This window comes from Saliniramus fredricksonii, from assembly GCF_900094735.1.
Taxonomy (GTDB): Bacteria; Pseudomonadota; Alphaproteobacteria; order Rhizobiales; family Beijerinckiaceae; genus Saliniramus; species Saliniramus fredricksonii.
Genome location: NZ_FMBM01000002.1, coordinates 1,298,229 through 1,320,498 on the forward strand (window position 1 = coordinate 1,298,229; position 22,270 = coordinate 1,320,498).

Sequence of the window (22,270 nt, forward strand, 5' to 3'; positions counted from 1 at the left end):
CGGCGTGCCCCATGCACCGCAATGCCTTCGGGCCCCGGTTCTGCAAGCTCCTGGTGGTGCCCGATCGTGAATCGATTCGTGGTGGCGGCGTTGCTGGTCGTTGCGCTGCTCGCCCTTTCCATTTCCCTTCCCGGTTCCTATCAGGCAGCACAGGCTCAGGATGCCGATTCGCTGACGATCATCAGCGGCGACGACCGGCATGTGTTTTCGGTCGAGCTGGCCAACACGCCGGAGAGTCGTGCGCGCGGGCTGATGTATCGGCGTTCGATGCCGGACGATCATGGCATGCTGTTTGATTTCGGGCGCGTCGACATGGTCTCGATGTGGATGCGCAACACGTATATTCCGCTGGATATGCTGTTCGTGCGCGCCGATGGCTCCATCGCACGGATTGCACGCGATACCGAGCCGCTGTCGGAGCGCTCGATTTCGTCCGGCGAGCCGGTTCTCGCGGTATTCGAGATCAATGCCGGCATCAGTGATCGGTTCGGCATCACAGCCGGGGATCGCATCGAACACCCGTTATTCGCACAGTGAATCGCGTCATTCCGGCGTTCAGCAATTATAAATCGTATCGCCCTATGATATTGCGCATGTCGGGGCTGCGTGTGGCGCGGTTGAAGAGGCTTGCCATCCGTTCGCAAACCGCCTAGTTGACAACGTGTTGACCATCATCGGGGCGTAGCGCAGCCTGGTAGCGCATCTGCTTTGGGAGCAGAGGGTCGCAGGTTCAAATCCTGCCGCCCCGACCAGATGGCCAATTCCCGGTTCGCCGGGCAAGGGGACGTTTCCAAGGATCTGAGGCCAAGCATGACCGCTCGCATCTTCAAACCCGCCCGTGGCGCGACCTCTTCCGGCACAGCGCGCACCAGGAAGTGGGTTCTGGTTTTCGATCAGTCGACGCCGCGCACGGTCGAGCCCTTGATGGGCTGGACGAGTTCCTCCGACATGACGCAGCAGGTGAAGCTCTCCTTCGAGACGAGCGAGGAAGCGGTCGCCTATTGCGAACGTAACGGCATCCCCTACCGCGTCGAGCAGCCCAAGCAACCCAAGCGCCGTACGCTCGCCTATGCGGATAATTTCAAATACAACCGCGTCGGTGCCTGGACCCACTAGGCGTGGCGCAACAAGGTGGCGCCCCGGCACCGCCCTCGGCCCCGTAGCTCAGCAGGATAGAGCACCGGACTTCTAATCAGTTGGACTATATATCCTATATTATTGATATCGCTAATCTTTTAGGTTTACCGATGTGCCTCGTTAGGGATTTTTCCAGTTCAGGCCCCGTAGCTCAACCGGATAGAGCGGTGGACTTCTAATCCACAGGTTGCAGGTTCGATTCCTGCCGGGGTCGCCATCTGTTGTGGATAGTCGATGCCGGGAGGCGCCCGACTGTCTCACGGAGGCGCGAATCACTCGCGTTGATATGGCGCATCGTGGTCGCGATCGAGGCGTGACCGGCCAGCCGCTGGATATCGATCGCGTTCGCCCCGGTTTCCGCCAATGCCGTGCAGAAGGCCGCCCGGTTGTCGTGCAACCGATACCGGCCTTTGAGCCCCGCGCGCTCCAACGCCCGTCCCCAAGACTTGTGGATATCCTTGATCGGTCGCGGATCGCCCGTGCCTTTGTGCCGGTAGAGGATCACGTGATCTGCACCTTCCGGGCGCTCGGATGCGAGCCGGGTCAGCGTAGCCTGCGCCTGATTGCCCAGATACACGGCGCGACCCTTGCCGCTCTTGGTGCTGCTGTCGAGCGTGATGACGGCCCGGTCCAGATCGACCTGCTTCCATCGGAGGGGCAGGCGCTCCCGAAGCCGCATTCCCGTGCTCATGCAAAGTACGATGACGTCACGGAGGTGCGGCTCTGCCTGCGCCAGAATCGCGCGGGCGTCTTCGGGCCGCAGCGGGTTCGGGAGGTCACGCGGGACCCGCAGGCGGGGAACATCGACAACATGCCGTATGAGGCCCTGCTTCCGGGCGCGGGCCATGGCGGCAGCGAACAAGGCGAGATGATTGTTGATCGTGCTTGGCGAGCGCTTCGCCCCCGTGTCGAGGAAATCGCCGCGCCCGGCCTTCTGACCGCCCCGGTACCGCCTCACTGGTTGTTGCCGAGACCACGCGATGTAGCGCACGATGTCTTCCGGGCGGATGTCGTCGGCGGGCGTTTCGAGGCCGAAGAAATCGACCAGTTCCCGAAGCTGATACCGCATCGTCGTCCACGTCCGGCAATGCCGCGCGTGGTTTTCGGCGTAGGAGGCGATCACCTCTGCGAAGGTGACCGCAGCGACAGGCGCGGACGGCGCTTCCTTGATCGGTCCTATGCCGGCGCAGCCCTTCAGCAGCGCCTCGATCGCCTGCGCCTGACGCTTCGTCTTTACTGGCTCTCCCGATTCCGGATCGATGCAGTAGCCTTGATAGCGCTCTCCGTGGCGCTGGAAATCGTACTGCCAGCGCTCGCGCGCTTTGTTGAAGAATATGGTCGTGATGGGTCCTCTCTCGCGTGTGCGGGACCGGTATAGCGCGCCTGCGGGGAAGATGGAGCAGTCGAGTAAAAGTCCCTAACGAGGGTTGTTGAGGACGACGATTAGTCGGCGCAGCCGCCAATCAATTGTACGCGCATCATTTGCAGACACAAATAACAGTTGCTCTCCATCTGACAGGTCGTTCAAGTCGGGAATTGCCGGCAAGGCTGTTTTTATTTCAGGATAACGTTTAACCTTTTTTGAGGAACGCACGGTGGTGGTTCGGTTCTTTTCGCATGATGGCGTTATGCAGATCTGGGGCAAGGCGCAGCCTGGTGCGGGCGATGCAAGCTTGCGTCAGATCATGCCGTATCATCCACTCGCCTGGCACAGCCTCGACGTCGCAGCCACTTTCTTAAAGCTGATCCGGATCTGGCCCGAGCAGCGCGCCGGACTCGTCGCGTCATTTGACGGTGATGCGGATGAAGCGATCAACGGTCTCGCGGCGTTGGTCGCCTTGCACGATCTCGGGAAATGTGCGCGAACCTTTCAGGCCAAGGCACTGGACGTCTACCCGCACACGCTGCTCGGCCCGCCGCGTGCGGTGGCGTGCAACCATGGCGCCGTCGGATACGCGATGGTGGAAGATGCACGCTTTTGCGGAAAGGAACTCGCGCTGCTTCTCGGCCAGAACGAGTTCGAGCGCGCTTTCCTGCTCGGCCCCGTCTTCGGCCATCATGGCCGCCCGGTCCCGGTAGAGGTTGATCTCAGCGTGCATGTGGGGCGACCCGACGAGGCCGGGGCAAATGCGGCGCGCGCGCTCGTGGAACGCGTGATGACGCTTTTCGAAGGCCCGGTGCTGCCGCCGATCGCGCAAGGCGCTGAAACAGCCTTGTCCTGGCGTCTGGCAGGGCTCGTGGCGCTCGCCGACTGGATCGGCTCGGATCAGCGGTATTTTCCCTATGCCACCCCGGACATCTCCTGGCCGGAGTATTGGGGCAATCACGCAACCCCGCAAGCGAAAGCGGCGATCGCGGCGAGCGGCCTGGAGCGCGCGCAGGTGGCGCGCGGAGACAGTCTCGCCATCGTCAGCGGCGGCGCCTTCACGCCGACTCAGGCGCAGGAATGGGCGGCGCAGGTGGATTGCGAGGGCTCGGGTCTTTTCATCATCGAGGACGTCACCGGCTCTGGAAAGACCGAGGCGGCGCTGATCCTCGCCCATCGCCTGATGCAGGCAGCGCGCGCGGGCGGTATCTACGTGGCGCTGCCCACCATGGCAACGGCGAACGGCCTCTATCGCCGCCTCGGGGCGGCCTATCGCGCGCTCTACGCGCCGGGCGCGCGACCGAGCATCGTCCTCGCCCACGGCGCGCGTAATCTCGACCCGGCCTTCATCCGCTCCATTGCGCTGGCGGGGCGGCGCGAGGAGGTCGGCTATGGCGGTGCCCCAAGCGCGGATGCGGATGAGGACGAGACAGCTTCGGCGGCCTGTACGCGCTGGCTGGCGGATGACCGTCGGCGCGCCTTTCTGGCGGAGATTGGCGTCGGCACGATCGACCAGGCCCTGCTCGCGGTGCTCCCCGTCAAGCACGCGGCGATCCGCCAGCTCGGCCTGTCGCGGCAGGTGCTGATCATCGACGAGGCCCATGCCTATGACGCCTATATGCAGGCGGAGATCGAGGCGCTGGTGGTGCATCAAGCACGGCTCGATGCACCGGTGATCGTCCTCTCCGCAACGCTCCCGGCGGCCATGCGCGCACGGCTGATCCGAGCCTATGGCAAGAGTGCGCCGGCGGGTGCCGCAACACCGTATCCCTGCGCAACCGCCGTATCCGGCACACCAACAAGCGCACCCGTGATCACGCCTCTCGCGGCAAGGGCCGATCTTGCCCGCGCGATCACGGTGACGCGCGTCGACACGCCGGAGGCGGCGCAGGAGCGGATCATCCGGGCTGCGCGCGACGGTGCAGCGGTGGCCTGGATCCGCAACAGCGTCGATGATGCGATCGAGGCCGCCCGGTTTCTGCGCGGGCAGGGGCTGGCGGTCGATCTGTTTCACGCCCGCTTCGCCATGGCCGACAGGCTCGCCATCGAGGAGCGGGTGGTCACACGTTTCGGCAAGGCGTCGCGGCCGGATGAGCGGGCAGGGCGGGTGCTCGTCGCGACCCAGGTGGTCGAACAATCTCTCGATCTCGATTTCGACCTGATGCTCACGGATCTCGCGCCGATCGACCTGATGATCCAGCGCGCCGGGCGGCTGTGGCGGCATACGCGCGGCGCGCGTCCGGTTCCGGGCCCGGAACTCGCCGTCGTCGCGCCTGACCCTGTAGCGGATGCGCCGGCGGACTGGTATGGGCAGCTCTTCCCGATCGGACAATATGTCTACCGCGATCATGCCCGGCTCTGGCTTTCGGCGCGGGCCCTGTTCGCGCAGCCGGTGATGCGGGTGCCGGAGGACCTGCGCGGGCTGATCGAGGCGGTCTATGCGCCCGATGCGAGTCTGGGTGCGCCCCCATCCCTCCAGGCAAGCGCGGACGAGCAGGCCGGGCGCGATCTCGCGAGCCGGGCCTTTGCCGGCCTCAACGTGATCGACTTCGCCCCCGGTTACGCCCCTGAATCCGGCGCATGGGGGCCCGACACGGTGACGCCGACACGCGAGGGCGATGAAAGGGTGACGCTGCGCCTCGCGGTGATCGGGGAGGGCGGCGCGCTGGCGCCACTGCATGCCGACACGGTCTGCGAGGCCGGCTCCGAGACGGGCTCCGAAGCGGATCCTGACCCGCGCCGTGCCTGGTCCCTGTCGGAAGTCGCCATCCGCCAGAACCGGTTCCGCCCCCGCGCAGGCCTTGCGCCGGAGATCGAGCGGCAGGCGCATGCGCTCGAGGAACGCTTCGCAAGCCGGGGTATCCACGCCCGCATCGTCGTGCTGATGCGCGACTGCGATTCGGGCTGGCGATTCACCTGCCAAGGCAGCGGTAACGATGTCCTCGAAGGCCGCTACGACCCTCTCGACGGTTTCACGATGCCTTGATTCAACCGCAACAGACGCTTGCAATCCACCCCGGTTTCAGGGCAGATTCATGCCCAAGAACAAACCGCGAATCAGTCGGTACGCTCTTTGACATCGAAATTAAATCGTGAAATCAATAACTTCTCGGAAGAGTGTTCCCCACGCACGTGGGGATGAACCGACGTTGCGTTTCTCTGTGTATTCGAAAGAACAGTGTTCCCCACGCACGTGGGGATGAACCGCTAAAAAGATTGACCGGCGCGACCCGGATCAGGTGTTCCCCACGCACGTGGGGATGAACCGCGGGATCGTCACGAAACGCATCCAGCGCGTGCGTGTTCCCCACGCACGTGGGGATGAACCGGAACTGCCGTCTGCCCTACGCTGCGCGCTGGAGTGTTCCCCACGCACGTGGGGATGAACCGATACGCCTTCAATTCTTTTTTCTGGTGAATATGTGTTCCCCACGCACGTGGGGATGAACCGCATTTCCCTGAGGACCAGTAAGATCAAGAACAGTGTTCCCCACGCACGTGGGGATGAACCGAGTGGTTCACCCCTGCCGAGATCGCGCGGCTCGTGTTCCCCACGCACGTGGGGATGAACCGGCAATGAGGGCGTGACATGCCCCGCGCCGCGCGTGTTCCCCACGCACGTGGGGATGAACCGTTCAGCGCAAAGCAGCTTATCCAGGACAAGATGTGTTCCCCACGCACGTGGGGATGAACCGGTGTTGGGGTGTGGTCGAGATCATCTCTGGGTGTGTTCCCCACGCACGTGGGGATGAACCGTCCAGGCGCTCTTGAGATTTCCGGCTGGGCGTGTTCCCCACGCACGTGGGGATGAACCGTGGGAATCGGCGTGATGGATTGCGATCCCATCGTGTTCCCCACGCACGTGGGGATGAACCGACGACAACGCAGCGAAAGAGGCCGCACTTATTGTGTTCCCCACGCACGTGGGGATGAACCGATGAACGCGTGCGTGATGACCACGATGTGATGGTGTTCCCCACGCACGTGGGGATGAACCGCTTGCCCAAACGTCGCAACCGGCTTTCATCAAGTGTTCCCCACGCACGTGGGGATGAACCGCCGCGCGTGAGGCCGCGCCCCCGCCTTTCACAGTGTTCCCCACGCACGTGGGGATGAACCGGTCCAAAGGCCGCAACCGTCAATGTCGGCTGGGTGTTCCCCACGCACGTGGGGATGAACCGGCGAGAACGTTGAGCCGGTGTGGGGTGCTGCAGTGTTCCCCACGCACGTGGGGATGAACCGCGTTGTCCCGCAACACGTCCAGCACGGCAACAGTGTTCCCCACGCACGTGGGGATGAACCGGCCGGGGCGCTTTGCATCGGGGGCGCATTGCCGTGTTCCCCACGCACGTGGGGATGAACCGTCATCGTGCGCGATCGAGCCCTTGCCGGAATAGTGTTCCCCACGCACGTGGGGATGAACCGCAAATGGCGCGCATTTCAGCCGTGGTGCGGCCGTGTTCCCCACGCACGTGGGGATGAACCGCTGGGCGAACGGTTTGGGTTGCCGCTGCCGCTGTGTTCCCCACGCACGTGGGGATGAACCGCCGAACCGGAAACCGGACCGGAAGAAACGCCGGTGTTCCCCACGCACGTGGGGATGAACCGTCGCCGCGCAAACCGACTACGAGCGCCGCATCGTGTTCCCCACGCACGTGGGGATGAACCGTTCACCGGTCAAGTCCGGCTCAGCGGGCAATGGTGCTTCCAGCTCAACTGGGGATGAGCGCGGCTTTACGTGCTGGCGATTGGGCGTCGGGGCGCTGGTCGTGCGTGTTTCGTATCGCGCGATATGGTCGTTTCCCGATGGGAATGAACCATATCCGGGGCCGAAAGCGTCGGCGCGTCAGGGCTTCGGCAAGAGCTCCATCGCGCCGGATGTCTCGACAGGGCTGTGATGCTGCCCCTCCGGTTCGCAATAGACGGTGTCATCGTCCCCGTAAAAGGTAGGCGGGTTCATCGGCGCCCGCACCCGTACGCGCCCCACGGATTTTCCATCACGCATGATCGTCAGATAATACTCGTTCCGACCGGGAGCTTTCTCGACGCCACCGAGATCATAGCCGCGCGACCGTACAGGTTGTTTATCTGACATGACCAGAACCTCCATTTGTCGGTGCTATCATTCCAGCACCCGCGTGTACAGATCGATAAGCGGGTAGAGTGAAATCGCGAATGTTCGTCCGAGGGCGACGTGTGTACCGCGGTCGAAGGTATTGGGAACGCGGCTATCTACCGCGAGGAATCCGTGCGGCATCGTGTCTTCGATGCCCAGGAGCGCGTCGGCATCCTGCCGGATGGGCCAGACGATTGTCGAGCGATACCACAGTGACCATTTCGTGCTGTTCTGACTGTTGGGGTTGCTCTGTATGTTTTGACGGTAGTGAATGCTGGTATTTTTGTATCCATGTTCCTTTGAAAGATCGTCGCTGATAAAGTAGTTTTCGCTCGGCTGACTCGGGTCCCATAATTTCAGAAAATCAGTGTTGTTCCTCAACGCATCAATGGATTTCTGGTCCCGTATCCGATCATGCTGCTTTTCCTCTTCGAATGAAGCCGCGTCGCGCGCCAAGCTATAGAGATAAAATTCCTGAACAGCGCCAGTTTGATCGTCTGATGGACGAATAAGTTTGATGCAAAAACGACAGCGGGTGCCTGTGATCGATGAGTAGATCGTTGCATAGATCGTGAGCAGCTCTCGAAAAAGGTGCATTATCCGATCGGTATCTTTCTTCTGGGGTTTTGATTCTTCCTCGCCCTGCTCGATTAAATTTTCGAGCAGCGTATTGATCTTGCGTTGGATTTCGGCTGCCCGCGTCAGTTCACCGATATTGCGCACGAAGGTATCCGCATATGTTCGTCGGAAATTCTGGACCGCGAGGGCAATGAAAGCGATGATTGTAATCGACGACAGCGTTGCAGCCTGGACGAGTTCCCGCATGCCACCCGTGTCCCAAACCAGCAAGATGATCGTTGCAGAGCCGGATACCAGGCCGACCAGAGTGGCCACCCATGCCACCATCGCGCCCAATGGATAGCGGATTCGTGTCCAGAAAAGGCTGAGCGTGTTCAACATGGATCCAGCTGCAAATACAAACCCCGGCGCGATTCGCCGATGAAGCGCGCCTGTATGCGGATGGTTTACGCAATCCTCGATACCCTGACAACAAATTCCGTTCCATCCCGGCTGCGCGCCAACCGGCTTGCAATTCATCCCGATTTCAGGGCAGATTCATGCTCACGAACAAACCGGGAATCAGCCGGTAGGCTCTTTGACATCGAAATTGAATCGTGAAATCAATAACTTCTCGGAAGAGTGTTCCCCACGCACGTGGGGATGAACCGGCGATCGCCGACATGACCGATCAGGAGTTCATGTGTTCCCCACGCACGTGGGGATGAACCGAGGGGGCGCAGCCTGCGCGGCGATGCGGGTGTGTGTTCCCCACGCACGTGGGGATGAACCGGCAGCAGCCCGACGGGTTCGATCCGAACGACCGTGTTCCCCACGCACGTGGGGATGAACCGACTACCGTGGTAGGAGGGACACAGGGGGTCCCCGTGTTCCCCACGCACGTGGGGATGAACCGATGCGTGCGAATATCCAGATAGAGGGAGATTTGTGTTCCCCACGCACGTGGGGATGAACCGTTTTCAATATCGCCGCTGAGGTACCATTGGATGTGTTCCCCACGCACGTGGGGATGAACCGCTCAAGCTCAAGCGATTCGGCTCCGCGCCCGGGTGTTCCCCACGCACGTGGGGATGAACCGTACGTCATGGCGCAGTCGAATTACAGGTTCGAGTGTTCCCCACGCACGTGGGGATGAACCGCCGTCTTCGGATGCCATGATGCGCCAGTGCACGTGTTCCCCACGCACGTGGGGATGAACCGGCGACGGCATCGCGCTACCACTTCATGCCGATGTGTTCCCCACGCACGTGGGGATGAACCGGAGTAAAGACCGCTGCAGCGTGTCGCGAACTGGTGTTCCCCACGCACGTGGGGATGAACCGTCCGTTCCGTCGTAGCGGAGGAAATACCGCAGGTGTTCCCCACGCACGTGGGGATGAACCGGGCGTGCGCAGGACGATATGCAGGTGCGGCCAGTGTTCCCCACGCACGTGGGGATGAACCGGCAGTGGCACCCGACCGAGCAGCCCTTGAACTGTGTTCCCCACGCACGTGGGGATGAACCGTACATGTTTCAGTCGTTCTAGCAGGTCATCACGTGTTCCCCACGCACGTGGGGATGAACCGTCCATTTAGCTCACCTCGAACCGGTTGATTGCGTGTTCCCCACGCACGTGGGGATGAACCGCCGGTGTTGGTGGGGGTGAGGCTGAAATCCTGGTGTTCCCCACGCACGTGGGGATGAACCGAACGCGCGGCGGTCATAATCCGCCGGGGCGTCGTGTTCCCCACGCACGTGGGGATGAACCGTAGGGCGTGATCGAGTATGTCTGGTAGGGCGAGTGTTCCCCACGCACGTGGGGATGAACCGTTTTCAATATCGCCGCTGAGGTACCATTGAACGTGTTCCCCACGCACGTGGGGATGAACCGCCCCGGTATCCGACGCGGGCTTGCACGTCATTGTGTTCCCCACGCACGTGGGGATGAACCGGGACTGATCGCACAGGGCGAACTCGCAATGCTGTGTTCCCCACGCACGTGGGGATGAACCGCCATCGTGCATCGTCTGCAATCCGATGCGGATGTGTTCCCCACGCACGTGGGGATGAACCGTCGGCATGGGCGCGACGATCCTGCTCTGGACCGTGTTCCCCACGCACGTGGGGATGAACCAGTGCTGGAGAAATGTTTTTTGTCCTCGCCTGAGTGTTCCCCACGCACGTGGGGATGAACCGCCCAAGCCGGCCACCTCATCGCATCCACCGGAGTGTTCCCCACGCACGTGGGGATGAACCGCATAAACAAACGTCTGCTTGGGGTGTTTTCGAGTGTTCCCCACGCACGTGGGGATGAACCGGCGCCAGCGCGCGCTGGCATGTCCAGTTGGCCGTGTTCCCCACGCACGTGGGGATGAACCGTCGTCTATGAGAACGATCAGTTCGAATACGTGGTGTTCCCCACGCACGTGGGGATGAACCGAGATGATCTCGACCACGGCCCGCAAGGCCAGGGTGTTCCCCACGCACGTGGGGATGAACCGTCGATGGTCAACGTGCTTTCGCAGGGTAATGAGTGTTCCCCACGCACGTGGGGATGAACCGCGTTTAATTGTCGCGTCGGACTGCCGAAGCACCGTGTTCCCCACGCACGTGGGGATGAACCGCTCGCATAAACTTCCACGTTTCGGCAGTCTTTGTGTTCCCCACGCACGTGGGGATGAACCGATCACCGGCGCCTTGGTCGTCTCAAAGAAGGGGTGTTCCCCACGCACGTGGGGATGAACCGCAATGGATGCCGGCTATGGCGAGGCTTTGGAATCGCGCGCGTGAAACCCGCGCACGCTGCGATAATCTGGGTTGCGGACCCTGACCCGAGCGATGGGCCGTTGCCGATCGAGGTGCGGGAGATCGAACCGGCTGGCGCGCGGTGATCATAGCCCGCAGGGACTGGACCGGGGTGGGGATGTTGTGCGAAATGGAGCGGTTCCCCCGGGGATGACCCGCATGTTTCGACGACAGCGGCGTACGAGCGTTCCTCAGATTTCTGGGGTAGGGGAATTCCGGGCGCGCACACGTGGGTTGACTTGGCGCCCTAAGTTCGGTAATTGGGATCTTACGCTGCTATTATCGATACATGCTTTTTTGTATCGAATTTGATTATGGCAACGTATGGAGCAGCCGACCGCATGAAGCGGTCGGCTATGGTGGGTGCCGCGTCCCGTGCCCGGAAAGCTCAGACGCGGTTGGTGCGAAAGGAGGTGCAAAATGGAACCGCCATAGACGATTCTAATATTCTACACCAAACCTCACAAAAGTGAGGATACCAAGCTGCCCCTCACGGTGCAAGCTCTTGAAGCGCGGATGCGCGGCGATGGATCGTGAGGGGCATCTGCAATCATTTGTGTGTAATCCGTCTGATGTTCTTGCAATCCTGATCCAATACGACAAGCTTGATTGCAGCGCAGGCGCGTGATTCGCGGGGGCTCATGGCTGAAGGCGTTTTCAATCTGCTGGACGAGCGCTGGTTGCCGGTGCGGCGGCTCTCGGGCGCGCGGGAATGGGTTACGCCGGCGGGAGTCGTGTCGGGCCTCGCGGAGGATCCCGTCATCGCCTTCGATTGGGGGAGGGCGGATTTCGATGCGGCGGCGGTCGAGTTCATGATCGGGCTGCTCGCCTGCAGCTGTCAGCCGCAGGATGATCGCGCCTGGCGCGGCTGGTGGCAGGCGCCGCCCGGTTCCGAGGAACTCGCCGCGCGTTTCGCGCCCCTCGCCGCCGCCTTCGCACTGACCGGGGACGGGCCCCGCTTCATGCAGGATTGCGAGGATTTTGCAGGCGAGGCGGTTCCCGTTTCCGGCCTGATGATCGAGGCGCCCGGCGCCAATACCGAACGCAACAACGGCGATCTTTTCCAGAAGCGGGGACGGTTTCCCGCCCTGTCGCTGCCGGCCGCGGCCATGGCGCTGTTCACATTGCAGGCCTATGCGCCGAGCGGCGGGGCAGGGCACCGCACCTCCCTGCGCGGCGGCGGCCCGCTGACGACGCTGGTGCTCGCCCCGCCGGACAAGCCGGCCCTGTGGCATCTTTTGTGGCTCAATCTGGAGAATGCTGCCGCGCAAGCACCCGAAATCACGCCGCAGACCCTGCCGCGCATCTTCCCCTGGCTCGCCCCGACCCGGACCTCCGAGGGCAAGAAGCCGCCTCTGGGGGAAGACGATATCGATCCGCGCGGGGTCTATTGGGGCATGCCCCGGCGCATCCGGCTGGATGTCGCGGCCGGCGGGGAAGGCGTGACCTGTGCCAGAACCTGTGCCATCACCGGGGAGCCTGTTACCACCTGCGTGCGCACTTATCGCACGAAGCCGTGGGGCATGAATTACGGCACGCTGCGCCATCCGCTCTCGCCGATGTATCGCCAGAAGGCGACGAGCACCGAATGGCTCTATGTCCATCCCCAGCCCGGCGGGCTCACCTATCGCCACTGGATCGATCTGGCCTTGACGCCGGAAGGCAGCGATTACCTGCGCCGTCCCGCGCCGGCCGTACTGACTGCACGGCGCCGGTTGCAGGCCCTGCGCGCCGGTGGAACCCGCCTGCGGGCCGCTGGCTACGACATGGACAACATGAAGGCGCGCGGTTTCGTCGAGGCGCAGTTTCCGCTTTTCATCCTCGCCGATGACGACGCCAATACACGCCTCGGCCATGCCGCGCGCGCTCTCGTCGGGGCGGCCAATCTCGTCAACGGCAGTCTGCTGCGCAATCTGCGCCATGCACTGACCATCGCCGATGCGGGCGCCGCGCGGCTCGATGCGGTCGCGGAATCGTTTCAACACCGCACGCAGGGCGCCTTCTTCGATACGCTGGCCGGCCTTGCCGCGCGGCTGGATGCAGATCCGCATGACGCGGATGCGATTGCCGTGGCGGGTGCCGATTTCCGAAAACGGGCGCTCGAACCGGTCGCCTATGATCTGTTTGATCGCTACGCGCCATTCTCCGCGCAATCCGGCCGGCTGGCCGATATGGGCAAGGTGGTCGCGGCGCGGCGTAACCTGGTCTGGCTGCTCGCCGGCTACGGCAAGGATGGCGAGAAACTGTTCGCGCATCTCGGCCTGCCGCCGCCCGAAAGCAAGCGCGGCAAGAAGAAGACGAGCGGCAAAGCTGCCGCCTGAACATATCGCCGCCGACAGGCCGCATGAGGAGCTATGCGATGTCCGATTCCGGAACATCCGCCAAGGTCGATCAACCCGCCACTCCAGGCCAGTCCGCGCCGCGCCCCGATGATGTGGGGACGATCGCGCGCGACTGGTGGCGCTCGCTTCAGCCGGATACGCAGCTGCGCCGCCCCGGAGAGCGTGCAGCCCTTGCCCGGTTGCGTCGCGCCTCACCGCTTGAGGCGGCCATGCAGGAGGCGACGTTTCGCCTGTTTCGCCAACTGCGCAAGGTGCGCCCGGGCCTGTCGCAGCGCGATCTGCCGCGCGTGGCAACGCTTGCCACCCTGCTCGCGCATATCCGCGCGGATGATCCGCGCACACCCTTCGCCCGCGCCATCGGGCGCACCGAATTCGACAAGGGCGACAGCGCCGCGCTCAAACCGTTGCGGTTCGAGCGCCTGGTTGCCGCCGATGGCGAGGATGAGATTGCACGCGCCTTCCGCCGGGCGATCGCGATCCTCGGCGGCACGGTGAACGTCGTCGATCTGGCGCGAACCGTTTTCTATTTCGATCGCGAGGAAACACGCCGCAATCTCGCCTTCGCTTATTACGGGGCCGGTTTCGCCGCGCCGGCGCATACGGATGCGCGCCCTGGCACAAAAGACGGCCAGCCCGATCCCGCAGCTTCCTGATCGTTTCGAGGAAAACACATGCCTGCCATCGCCGACCGCTTCATTCAGCTGCATCTGCTGACATTCTACCCGCCCGCCAACCTCAACCGGGATGATACCGGGCGGCCGAAGACGGCCGTGATGGGCGGGTATCCGCGCCTGCGGGTGTCGTCGCAGGCCCTGAAGCGATCCTGGCGCGAGTCGGATGCGTTTGCGCAGGCGCTCGACGGATATCTCGGCAAGCGCACGGCGCGCATCGGCGCCCTCGTCGAGAAGCACCTTCTGGAGAAGGGCCGCGATGCCGCCAAGGCGCGCAGCGTGGCGCGCGACATCGCCTCGATCTTCGGCAAGCTGAAGAAGGAGGATGATCCCAATCCCACTTTCACCGAACAGCTCGCCTTCATCTCTCCCGGCGAGCAGGAGAAGGCGCTCGCGCTGGCCGATGCCCGCGCCGATGGCGCGGACGAGACCGATCTGGCCAAGATCGCGCCGATGGTCCTGACCGAGCGCGATACCGCGGCAGATGTCGCCATGTTCGGGCGGATGCTCGCCAGCCACCCCGATTTCAACCGCGAGGCGGCGGTCTCCGTCGCGCATGCGGTGACGACCCATCGGGTGGTGGTGGAGGATGATTATTATACTGCGGTCGACGATCTCAAGAAATCCGCCGAGGATGCCGGGGCGGGGTTCATCGGTGAGGCGGGCTTCGGTTCGGGCGTGTTCTATCTCTACCTGTGCATCGACCGGGCGCTGCTTCTGGAGAATCTCGGCGGCGATGCCGGTGTGGCGCGCAAGGCGCTGGAGGCGCTCGTGACGGCGGCTGCCACGGTCGGGCCGCGCGGCAAGGCCAAGAGTTTCGGCAGCTATGCCCGCACCTCTTACATGCTGGCCGAGCGGGGCGACGGGGCGCCGCGCACGCTTGCCGGCGCCTTCGTCGAGCCGGTCGACCGGATCGATCCCCAGCCCAACGATCTTCTCGCGGCATCGATCAGGAAGCTCGCAGAGACGAAGGACGCCTTCGATCGGGCCTATCCCGACGACGCGCCGGCATCCGCCGCATTCAGCGTCCCGGACGGCTCCGGTTCGATCAGGGAAATCAGTGATTTCGTGACGGACGGGTTGTGATGACGCGGTTTCTCGTCTTCACCCTGGCCGCACCGTTGATGGCCTTCGGTGACGTCGCGCCGGGCGAACGGCGGGTGAGCGCGGCGCGTCCGAGCCATTCGGCGCTGACCGGCATGATGGCCGCCGCGCTCGGCCTGACCCGGGACGATCCGCGTCAGGACGGGCTCGGGCGCAGTCTCGCCTTCGCCATACGCGTCGATGCGTCGGGCGCGCCGCTCGTCGATTACCACACGACGCAGACCGCGCCGGCGCGGCGCAACCGGCGCTTCGCCACGCGCCGTGAGGCGCTCACGCTGCCGAAGGAGGAGCTCAACACGATCCTGTCGCAGCGCGCATATCTCACTGATGCCGCCTTCACCGTCGCAGCCATCTTGGCTGATGCGGAAAGCGAGCTGCCTTTCGATCTGGACGAGATCGCACAGGCGCTTGCGCGCCCGCAATTCGTGCTCAGTGCGGGCCGCAAGGCCTGTCCCCTCAGCCTGCCGCCATCGGCCTGTGTCATCAATGCGCCGGATCTGCCGCAAGCTTTGGCCGCCTATGATGCGCAGGAGGATGCGGCCCCGGCGCGGTCGGAGCTGCGCCGCGCCCTCATCGGAGCTGGGGAGGGCGAAGCCACCATTGTCCTCGACGCCGCCTATCGCCGCGATGGCCTCGAAGGCACCATAAACATGCAGCGCGTCGAAACCCGGCGGGACATGCCGATCGACCGGGCGCGCTGGCGCTTCGGTCCGCGCGAGGAGCATATCGGTGTTCTGATGCGGCCCATAGCCGATGCGGCGTCAGCAGGAGTGGCGTGATGGCGGCGCATTTCCTCTCACGTGCCCGTCTGCGGCAGGATGCGAGCGTCGCGGCAATCGCCCCGCAATTGCTGCCCGATGAAGACAGCGCCCGAGCAAATGCCGCACATCGGCTGATCTGGTCTCTGTTTGCCGGCGACGCGCAGGCCGAGCGCTGCTTTCTCTTTCGCGAGACGCAGGCGCCGGGCCGGCTCGGCGAGCGCGCGACCTTCATGGTCCTCTCGGACAGGCCGCCCGATGCGAACCATCCGGTGATGGAAGTCGAGACGAAGCCCTTCGCGCCGGTGCTCGCCCCGGGCGATCGCCTGCAGTTTTCCCTGCGCGCCAATGCCACCGTAACCCGCAACGATACCAACGGGCGCCTCAAGCGCCATGATGTCGTGATGGATGCGCTCACCCGAGCCGGCATCCCTGCGGGCGCGCGCGCGGAAAAGCGTCGGGCGGTCATCTACGAGGCGGGTCTGGACTGGCTCACCCGCCAGGGCGAGAAGGCGGGGTTCAGGCCGGTCATCTCCACGTTCGCGGATGCGGATGACGATGACGACGATTTGGGCAGCCCGATGCGTATCGACGGCTATAATCGCTGGTCGTTCGCGCGGCTCGGCCCGAAGGGCAGCATCTCCGTGCTGGATTTCGATGGCCTCCTCGAAGTCACCGATCCGCAGCTATTCCTCGCGCAACTCGGCAAGGGTTTTGGCCGCGCCAAGGCCTATGGCTGCGGGCTGATGCTGATCCGTCGGGCGTAAGGGATGAGCGGTGCTTCCCCACTTCCGGGACTTGCTCCGCCACGCCCGATCCCGCTGAAGGAGCGCGCTTCGATCCTGTTCGTCGAGCGTGCGCAGATCGACGTGATCGACGGGGCCTTTGTTGCACTCGATGCGCAGGGCGTGCGCACGCATATACCGCTCGGTGGCTTTGCTTGCCTGATGCTCGAACCTGGTACACGCGTCAGCCATGCGGCGATCGCGCTGGCCGGGCGGGCAGGGACGCTGCTGGTCTGGGTCGGTGAAGCCGGGGTGCGGCTCTACGCTGCCGGACAGCCCGGCGGCGCGCGCTCGGACAAGCTGCTCTACCAGGCACAGCTCGCTCTCGATCCGGAGAGCCGGCTGCGCGTGGTCAGGGCCATGTTCGAAAAGCGCTTCGGCGAGCCTGCACCGGAAAAGCGCTCCGTCGATCAGCTGCGCGGGATCGAGGGTGCGCGGGTGCGTGCGCTCTACGACAATCTGGCAAAGCGACATGGTGTCGACTGGCAGCGCCGGCGCTATGATGCCGGCGATTGGGAGGCCTCCGACATTCCCAATCGCTGCCTTTCCGCTGCAACAGCCTGCCTTCACGGGCTGAGCGAGGCTGCCGTGCTCGCGGCGGGGTATGCACCCGCGATCGGCTTCCTGCATGCAGGCCGCCCGCTCTCCTTCGTCTACGACATCGCCGATTTGTTCAAATTCGAGACCGTTGTGCCGGTCGCGTTCGAGGTTGCGGGCAAGGCCGCCAGGGGCCAACTGCGTGAAGCGCCCGATCGGGCAGTGCGCCTTGCCTGTCGCGATGCGTTCCGGCGCACGAAATTGCTCGAGCGCATCATCCCGACGATCGAGGAAATTCTCGATGCGGGCGGGCTCGCGAAGCCGCAGGCGCCAGAGGATTCGCAGCCGCCCGCCTTGTCGGACGGGGAGGGTAGCGGGAATGATGGTCATCGTGGTTGAAAACGCCCCGCCACGTCTGCGCGGGCGTCTCGCCGTGTGGCTGCTCGAGATCCGCGCCGGGGTTTATGTCGGACGCTATGGCAAACGCACGCGCGAGCGGATCTGGGAACAGGTTGTCACGGGCATCGGCGACGGCAATGGCGTGATCGCCTGGAGTGCGTCCAACGATGCGGGCTTCGCCTTCGAGACCTGCGGAACCAATCGCCGCATCCCCTCCGATTTCGACGGCTTCACACTGGTCTCATTTCTGCCGCAGACGCCGCGCGAATCGGGTTGACAACCGGCGGGAACAAAACAAGAATTAGTTGGTAGGCTCTTTGACATCGAAATTGATTCGTGAAATCAACAGCTTCTCGGAAGAGTGTTCCCCACGCACGTGGGGATGAACCGGCGAGTACAACACCCGCTCCGATGCGCAGATAGTGTTCCCCACGCACGTGGGGATGAACCGTTGCCAGTGAGTGCATTTTTTTGTTCGGCCCTGTGTTCCCCACGCACGTGGGGATGAACCGGCCGTATCGAGCCCGCCGGCAATCTCATACTCGTGTTCCCCACGCACGTGGGGATGAACCGCGTGTGCGCGGTATCAGAACGGGGCAGCATCTGTGTTCCCCACGCACGTGGGGATGAACCGCGCTGCCCCAGTTCGTGACCCGCAAACACGCCGTGTTCCCCACGCACGTGGGGATGAACCGGTCATGGGAGCAATCAACCGGTTCGAGGTGACGTGTTCCCCACGCACGTGGGGATGAACCGTGGTCAGAGGATGACGGGCTGCGAGTGATCCGCGTGTTCCCCACGCACGTGGGGATGAACCGTCTACGGCAAATGGCGCGGGCGCGCGTACGCCGTGTTCCCCACGCACGTGGGGATGAACCGAATTCGTCTACGTGCCAGAGGTGCTGGACACCGTGTTCCCCACGCACGTGGGGATGAACCGACCATGAAGGCCATCATCAACGGAATCCGCTAGTGTTCCCCACGCACGTGGGGATGAACCGCTCAACGACCGGCGCCAGCGCCAGATGAACGCGTGTTCCCCACGCACGTGGGGATGAACCGCCCAACCCAATCAACCGACCCCACCGCGCACTGTGTTCCCCACGCACGTGGGGATGAACCGTTTCGCCGCGCCCGTCGGCGTTATTCGACCAAGTGTTCCCCACGCACGTGGGGATGAACCGCCAACCCGCCAGATGCAACGGAGGCGCGGCAAGTGTTCCCCACGCACGTGGGGATGAACCGATCCGCGACATGAGCATAGAGCATAGCCCCCGGTGTTCCCCACGCACGTGGGGATGAACCGCCTCGTGCGCCATAGCGCGGCGCCGCTCCGCTGTGTTCCCCACGCACGTGGGGATGAACCGCCACGTCCAGTCTCACCGCACCCGCGACAATGGTGTTCCCCACGCACGTGGGGATGAACCGGGCTCACCCGTATCGACATCGGCGCGCACGCTGTGTTCCCCACGCACGTGGGGATGAACCGGTTTTCGTCAGCCCCGACGATCGATGACGACAGTGTTCCCCACGCACGTGGGGATGAACCGAACTGGAGGCCCGCATGCGCCGCCGACTGCCGGTGTTCCCCACGCACGTGGGGATGAACCGGCGCGAATTGGATGACGCGGGGCATGTCATGCGTGTTCCCCACGCACGTGGGGATGAACCGCATTTCTACTATCGTCCGCAGCGCTGGTTCGAGTGTTCCCCACGCACGTGGGGAGGTCGTGTCTTATATCTGGTGGAAATTCCCTGGCGACGAGTTCCGGGCATGTGAAGGTTCCGCTTCTCAGGCGGCGAGGTCAAGCGTGATCGGCTCGATCGGTTGAGAAAGCGTCTCCCATCCATCGACCTTGCGCATCTGGATCTGACCGGAGGCGAGCAGTGCCCAGAGCAGCATCGGCACGGTTTCGGCGCAGGGCAGCACGGTCTGCGTCTTGATGCGGCGGCGGAATTCCTCGTTGAGCCGCTCGATTGCATTTGTTGTTCGTGCCGACTTCCACTGGGACGGATCGAGGCAGGTGAAGGCAAAGAGCCTATCCCCGGCCTCCTCCAGGCTGTCGGCGACCGCACGGCATTTCAGGCGCCATTTGCGCAGGAACGCCTTGCGCCGGATTTCGATATCGGCGGCGGTGTCGGCGTAGATCATGTCGCGGTAGTCCTCGGTCAGCTCGTCGTGCATGAGCTTCGGGGCATGGCCGAGAAGGTTGCGGTGCTTGTGCACCGTGCACCGCTGGATCGGCAGCTCTTCGCCCCAGAGCGCAATGAGGGCGGCTTCCAGCCCGGGAGCGCCATCGACAATGACGAAGTCCGGTCGCTTCAGGCCACGCGCATCGAGATCGGCGAGGAACCCGCCCGAGGAACCCGCCCTATGCCGCCTTGCTTTCGCCGCCCATGTTCTTGATGGCGAGCAACACCTTCTGCCCGTCGCGGCGCACGCCGATTGCCGCCAGCACCGAGATGTTCGTGGCCTTGCGGTCCAGACGGGTCTTGATGACGGTGCCGTCCAGGATCAGACGGACGATGTCCTCATCGGCGAGGCTGCGTGCGCACCACGCGTCCCAGTCGACCTTCACCTTGCGCCAGGCCCGGCTGACGACATCCTTGCCGACCGCCCCCTGAAACAGGCCGAACAGCGCGCGCTTGACCCGCCGCGTGTTCGTGCCGGCCAGATAGACCGAGGCGATCAGGGCCTCGGCCTTCTTCGTCAGACGCTGATAACGCGGCAGCGCCCGTGATCGCCATTCCGTGATCTTGCCCTCTTCGTTCTCGATCCGCGCGCGCGGCACGCTGACCGTTTCGGTTCCGAAGGTGCCGACGAGCTGGCGGTCGCGATGGCCGTGCCGATAGCCCTTCTTCAAGCCGCCGCCGCGGTCATAGCGGCAGCGCCCGATGACGGCTGCAAGCTCTTCCTCGAACAGCGCCTCGATCGTAGCGCGGATGTTCTGCCGAAGCCGATCCTCGATGGGATCGTAGCCGGCGTCGCTGCACAGTAGCGCTGGCGTGGTCGTGTCTGTAGTCTGGTCCATGGCGTGATCTCCCTGGCGGTTGCTGCCGCCGGTTGGGTGGGTTGAATCACCCGGAGATTACGCCGCCTTCAAATTTCCACCACCTTCGCGACACGACCCTATGTCGTTGAAGTATATATTCAGAATCAGGCTACTGACATATTGTCCCGCTCATCCTTTCTTCTCTGCCGGTCGGAGCAGGGGCAGGTGCCCTGTGCGGCTCACGGGAAGTGAGGTGGCCCCCGGATTTCGGACAGGGAGATAAGCTGGTATCGATCTGACGAGAGGACGATATCGATGGCGAACACGAGGAAGCGGTATTCGGCGGATTTCAAGGCGAAGGTGGCCCTTGAAGCGTTGAAGGGGGAGCTGACGCTGGCGCAGCTGGCGGCCAGGCACGGGGTTCATCAGACGATGATCTCGACCTGGTGGGCTCTCCACTTCGCGCAAGCAGGCAATGGACGGGATGGCATCGGTGTTCTCCGGCAAGGCCGAAGCTGCGGAGGCGAGCCGGGAGGCCGACGTGGAGAAGCTCCACGCCAAGATCGGCCAGCTCGTGGTGGAACGCGATTTTTTTGGCGAAAGCCTTCGGTCGATGAGCCTGGACCGGAGGCGGGCGATGATCGAACCAGACCATCCCCGGCTGTCGATCGTGGCGCAATGCAAACTGCTCTCGATCAGCCGCTCCGGGCTGTATCACAAGCCAGCGCCCCAAGCTGCGGAGAAGGCGGCGGCGAACCTTGATCTGATGCGTCTGATCGACGAGCAGTTCATGGCGACGCCGTGGTACGGCTCGCGTCAGATGGTCCGTCATCTGCGCCGGGCAGGCCATGCGGTGGGTCGCAAACGGGTCCGTCGGCTGATGGCGAAGATCGGCCTGACGCCGATCTACCAGGAGCCGAGGACCACGATTGAGCACCCGGAACATAGGAAATACAAGTACCTTTTGAAGGATCTGGTCATCACCCGGCCCAACCATGTGTGGTGTTGCGACATCACCTATATTCCGATGCGACGCGGGTTCCTGTATCTGGTCGCGGTGATGGACTGGGTGACACGCAAGGTCCTGTCCTGGAAGCTGTCGAACACCATGGAGGCCGACTTCTGCATCGAGGCGCTGGAGGAAGCGATGGCCTGCTATGGCAAGCCGGAGATCTTCAACACCGATCAAGGCAGCCAGTTCACCAGCCCCCGTTTCGTCGACGTACTGCTCGATGCCGGGGTCCGGATCTCGATGGACGGCAAGGGGCGTTGGACGGACAACGTGTTCATCGAGCGGCTCTGGCGGCCACTGAAATACGAGTGCGTTTACATCCATGCGCTCAAAGCCGGCACCGCATTGCGGGCGGGGCTCGGAAACTGGATCAGCTACTACAATGCCGATCGACCGCACTCGGCCCTTGGCGGGGCGACCCCCGATGAGGCATATGGTCAAAACGGCGCCCAGCCTGATCCGGAGTTAACCCCGGATCAGGCCGAACCCCATCTCCAACTTGCGGCTTGAAAACCAAAGCACGATACCAGCTTATCTGAGCCGCGAACCTGTCCGACGAATGGGGGGCACCTCACTCCTATCCATGGCTGCGCCACGTCTTCGCCGACGGGGGTTATGCCGGCCCCAAACTGCGCAAGACGCGGTCGCGTCCGTCAAGCTGGTGTAATTTTCTGGATGGCCTGAGG

At 63.5% G+C, this 22,270-nt stretch carries 13 protein-coding genes, 2 tRNA genes, 3 pseudogenes and 3 CRISPR repeat arrays; of the genes and pseudogenes, 14 read left to right on the plus strand and 4 right to left on the minus strand.

Features of this window, described 5'->3' with window-relative positions:
• Nucleotides 1-21: 21 nt before the first annotated feature.
• The 4 genes from GA0071312_RS12555 (at nt 22) to GA0071312_RS12570 (ending at nt 1,354) form a co-directional block, all read left to right on the plus strand.
• Nucleotides 22-537: a DUF192 domain-containing protein gene (locus GA0071312_RS12555; protein ID WP_074445252.1), complete on the plus strand. Its 516-nt coding sequence runs from the start codon at nt 22-24 to the stop codon at nt 535-537.
• Between the two features lie 138 nt (nt 538-675).
• Nucleotides 676-752: transfer RNA gene (locus tag GA0071312_RS12560), tRNA-Pro, on the plus strand.
• A gap of 58 nt (nt 753-810) precedes the next feature.
• Nucleotides 811-1,116 carry an ETC complex I subunit gene (locus GA0071312_RS12565; protein WP_165604029.1) on the plus strand — a complete coding sequence of 102 codons (306 nt, stop codon included), beginning with the start codon at nt 811-813 and terminating at the stop codon, nt 1,114-1,116.
• 161 nt (nt 1,117-1,277) lie between these two features.
• Nucleotides 1,278-1,354 (plus strand) — tRNA-Arg (locus GA0071312_RS12570).
• Here the strand turns inward: GA0071312_RS12570 and GA0071312_RS20600 are convergent.
• Complete coding sequence (locus tag GA0071312_RS20600; protein ID WP_083204684.1) at nt 1,313-2,206, minus strand: tyrosine-type recombinase/integrase; 894 nt, start codon at nt 2,204-2,206, stop codon at nt 1,313-1,315. The genes GA0071312_RS12570 and GA0071312_RS20600 overlap by 42 nt on opposite strands.
• 559 nt (nt 2,207-2,765) lie before the next feature.
• On the opposite strand from GA0071312_RS20600, the gene GA0071312_RS12580 reads away from it, so the two are divergent.
• Nucleotides 2,766-5,489, plus strand: coding sequence for a CRISPR-associated helicase/endonuclease Cas3 (locus tag GA0071312_RS12580; RefSeq protein WP_074445254.1), 2,724 nt, complete (start codon nt 2,766-2,768; stop codon nt 5,487-5,489).
• 131 nt (nt 5,490-5,620) lie between these two features.
• A CRISPR array of direct repeats spans nt 5,621-7,172; the repeat unit is 29 nt; unit sequence GTGTTCCCCACGCACGTGGGGATGAACCG.
• A gap of 177 nt (nt 7,173-7,349) precedes the next feature.
• On the opposite strand, the gene GA0071312_RS12585 is transcribed toward GA0071312_RS12580, so the two are convergent.
• Both GA0071312_RS12585 and GA0071312_RS12590 read right to left on the minus strand, forming a co-directional pair.
• The gene (locus GA0071312_RS12585; protein WP_131817801.1) at nt 7,350-7,598 is read right to left on the minus strand and encodes a hypothetical protein; all 249 of its coding nucleotides are present in this window, start codon (nt 7,596-7,598) and stop codon (nt 7,350-7,352) included.
• 27 nt (nt 7,599-7,625) lie between these two features.
• Nucleotides 7,626-8,717, minus strand: a complete 1,092-nt coding sequence (locus tag GA0071312_RS12590; RefSeq protein ID WP_131817802.1) for a hypothetical protein — start codon at nt 8,715-8,717, stop codon at nt 7,626-7,628.
• A 102-nt stretch (nt 8,718-8,819) separates the two neighbouring features.
• Nucleotides 8,820-10,924: a CRISPR direct-repeat array (repeat unit 29 nt; unit sequence GTGTTCCCCACGCACGTGGGGATGAACCG).
• Between the two features lie 700 nt (nt 10,925-11,624).
• On the opposite strand from GA0071312_RS12590, the gene casA reads away from it, so the two are divergent.
• From casA to cas2e, 7 genes are read left to right on the plus strand one after another with little or no spacing between them, the layout of a single operon-like run.
• Entirely contained in the window at nt 11,625-13,304 is a 1,680-nt protein-coding gene (gene casA, locus GA0071312_RS12595; RefSeq protein ID WP_074445257.1) for a type I-E CRISPR-associated protein Cse1/CasA, read from the plus strand.
• A 38-nt stretch (nt 13,305-13,342) separates the two neighbouring features.
• Complete coding sequence (gene casB, locus GA0071312_RS12600) at nt 13,343-13,978, plus strand: type I-E CRISPR-associated protein Cse2/CasB (RefSeq protein ID WP_074445258.1); 636 nt, start codon at nt 13,343-13,345, stop codon at nt 13,976-13,978.
• Nucleotides 13,979-13,996: 18 nt separating this feature from the next.
• Complete coding sequence (gene cas7e, locus GA0071312_RS12605; protein WP_074445259.1) at nt 13,997-15,082, plus strand: type I-E CRISPR-associated protein Cas7/Cse4/CasC; 1,086 nt, start codon at nt 13,997-13,999, stop codon at nt 15,080-15,082.
• Nucleotides 15,082-15,879, plus strand: a complete 798-nt coding sequence (cas5e, locus tag GA0071312_RS12610; protein WP_074445260.1) for a type I-E CRISPR-associated protein Cas5/CasD — start codon at nt 15,082-15,084, stop codon at nt 15,877-15,879. Before cas7e ends, cas5e begins: the two co-directional genes overlap by 1 nt.
• On the plus strand, nt 15,879-16,625 hold the full coding sequence (cas6e, locus tag GA0071312_RS12615; RefSeq protein ID WP_074445261.1) for a type I-E CRISPR-associated protein Cas6/Cse3/CasE: 747 nt from the start codon (nt 15,879-15,881) through the stop codon (nt 16,623-16,625). The genes cas5e and cas6e overlap by 1 nt, the downstream gene beginning before the upstream one ends.
• Before the next feature lie 3 nt (nt 16,626-16,628).
• On the plus strand, nt 16,629-17,579 hold the full coding sequence (gene cas1e, locus GA0071312_RS12620) for a type I-E CRISPR-associated endonuclease Cas1e (protein WP_074445262.1): 951 nt from the start codon (nt 16,629-16,631) through the stop codon (nt 17,577-17,579).
• On the plus strand, nt 17,560-17,856 hold the full coding sequence (gene cas2e / locus GA0071312_RS12625; RefSeq protein WP_074445263.1) for a type I-E CRISPR-associated endoribonuclease Cas2e: 297 nt from the start codon (nt 17,560-17,562) through the stop codon (nt 17,854-17,856). Before cas1e ends, cas2e begins: the two co-directional genes overlap by 20 nt.
• 84 nt (nt 17,857-17,940) lie before the next feature.
• Nucleotides 17,941-19,312: a CRISPR direct-repeat array (repeat unit 29 nt; unit sequence GTGTTCCCCACGCACGTGGGGATGAACCG).
• Between the two features lie 59 nt (nt 19,313-19,371).
• Here cas2e and GA0071312_RS12630 read toward each other — a convergent pair.
• Nucleotides 19,372-20,611 (minus strand): annotated as a pseudogene (locus tag GA0071312_RS12630) (IS256 family transposase).
• 276 nt (nt 20,612-20,887) lie between these two features.
• On the opposite strand from GA0071312_RS12630, the pseudogene GA0071312_RS12640 reads away from it, so the two are divergent.
• Together GA0071312_RS12640 and GA0071312_RS20355 are read left to right on the plus strand one after the other, a co-directional pair.
• A pseudogene (locus GA0071312_RS12640) lies at nt 20,888-22,094 on the plus strand (IS3 family transposase).
• A 29-nt stretch (nt 22,095-22,123) separates the two neighbouring features.
• Nucleotides 22,124-22,246: pseudogene (locus tag GA0071312_RS20355) on the plus strand (IS5/IS1182 family transposase); the annotation flags it as partial.
• Nucleotides 22,247-22,270 lie beyond the last annotated feature (24 nt).

Excerpts from the sequence above, each read along its gene's own strand:
- GA0071312_RS12585 (WP_131817801.1), bottom strand. The coding sequence starts at position 7,598 with ATGTCAGATAAACAACCTGTACGGTCGCGCGGCTATGATCTCGGTGGC.
- cas2e (WP_074445263.1), top strand. The coding sequence starts at position 17,560 with ATGATGGTCATCGTGGTTGAAAACGCCCCGCCACGTCTGCGCGGGCGT.
- GA0071312_RS12565 (WP_165604029.1), top strand. The coding sequence starts at position 811 with ATGACCGCTCGCATCTTCAAACCCGCCCGTGGCGCGACCTCTTCCGGC.
- cas6e (WP_074445261.1), top strand. The coding sequence starts at position 15,879 with ATGGCGGCGCATTTCCTCTCACGTGCCCGTCTGCGGCAGGATGCGAGC.
- cas5e (WP_074445260.1), top strand. The coding sequence starts at position 15,082 with ATGACGCGGTTTCTCGTCTTCACCCTGGCCGCACCGTTGATGGCCTTC.
- GA0071312_RS12580 (WP_074445254.1), top strand. The coding sequence starts at position 2,766 with ATGCAGATCTGGGGCAAGGCGCAGCCTGGTGCGGGCGATGCAAGCTTG.
- GA0071312_RS20600 (WP_083204684.1), bottom strand. The coding sequence starts at position 2,206 with ATGCGGTATCAGCTTCGGGAACTGGTCGATTTCTTCGGCCTCGAAACG.
- casB (WP_074445258.1), top strand. The coding sequence starts at position 13,343 with ATGTCCGATTCCGGAACATCCGCCAAGGTCGATCAACCCGCCACTCCA.
- casA (WP_074445257.1), top strand. The coding sequence starts at position 11,625 with ATGGCTGAAGGCGTTTTCAATCTGCTGGACGAGCGCTGGTTGCCGGTG.
- GA0071312_RS12590 (WP_131817802.1), bottom strand. The coding sequence starts at position 8,717 with ATGAATTGCAAGCCGGTTGGCGCGCAGCCGGGATGGAACGGAATTTGT.
- cas7e (WP_074445259.1), top strand. The coding sequence starts at position 13,997 with ATGCCTGCCATCGCCGACCGCTTCATTCAGCTGCATCTGCTGACATTC.
- GA0071312_RS12555 (WP_074445252.1), top strand. The coding sequence starts at position 22 with ATGCCTTCGGGCCCCGGTTCTGCAAGCTCCTGGTGGTGCCCGATCGTG.
- cas1e (WP_074445262.1), top strand. The coding sequence starts at position 16,629 with ATGAGCGGTGCTTCCCCACTTCCGGGACTTGCTCCGCCACGCCCGATC.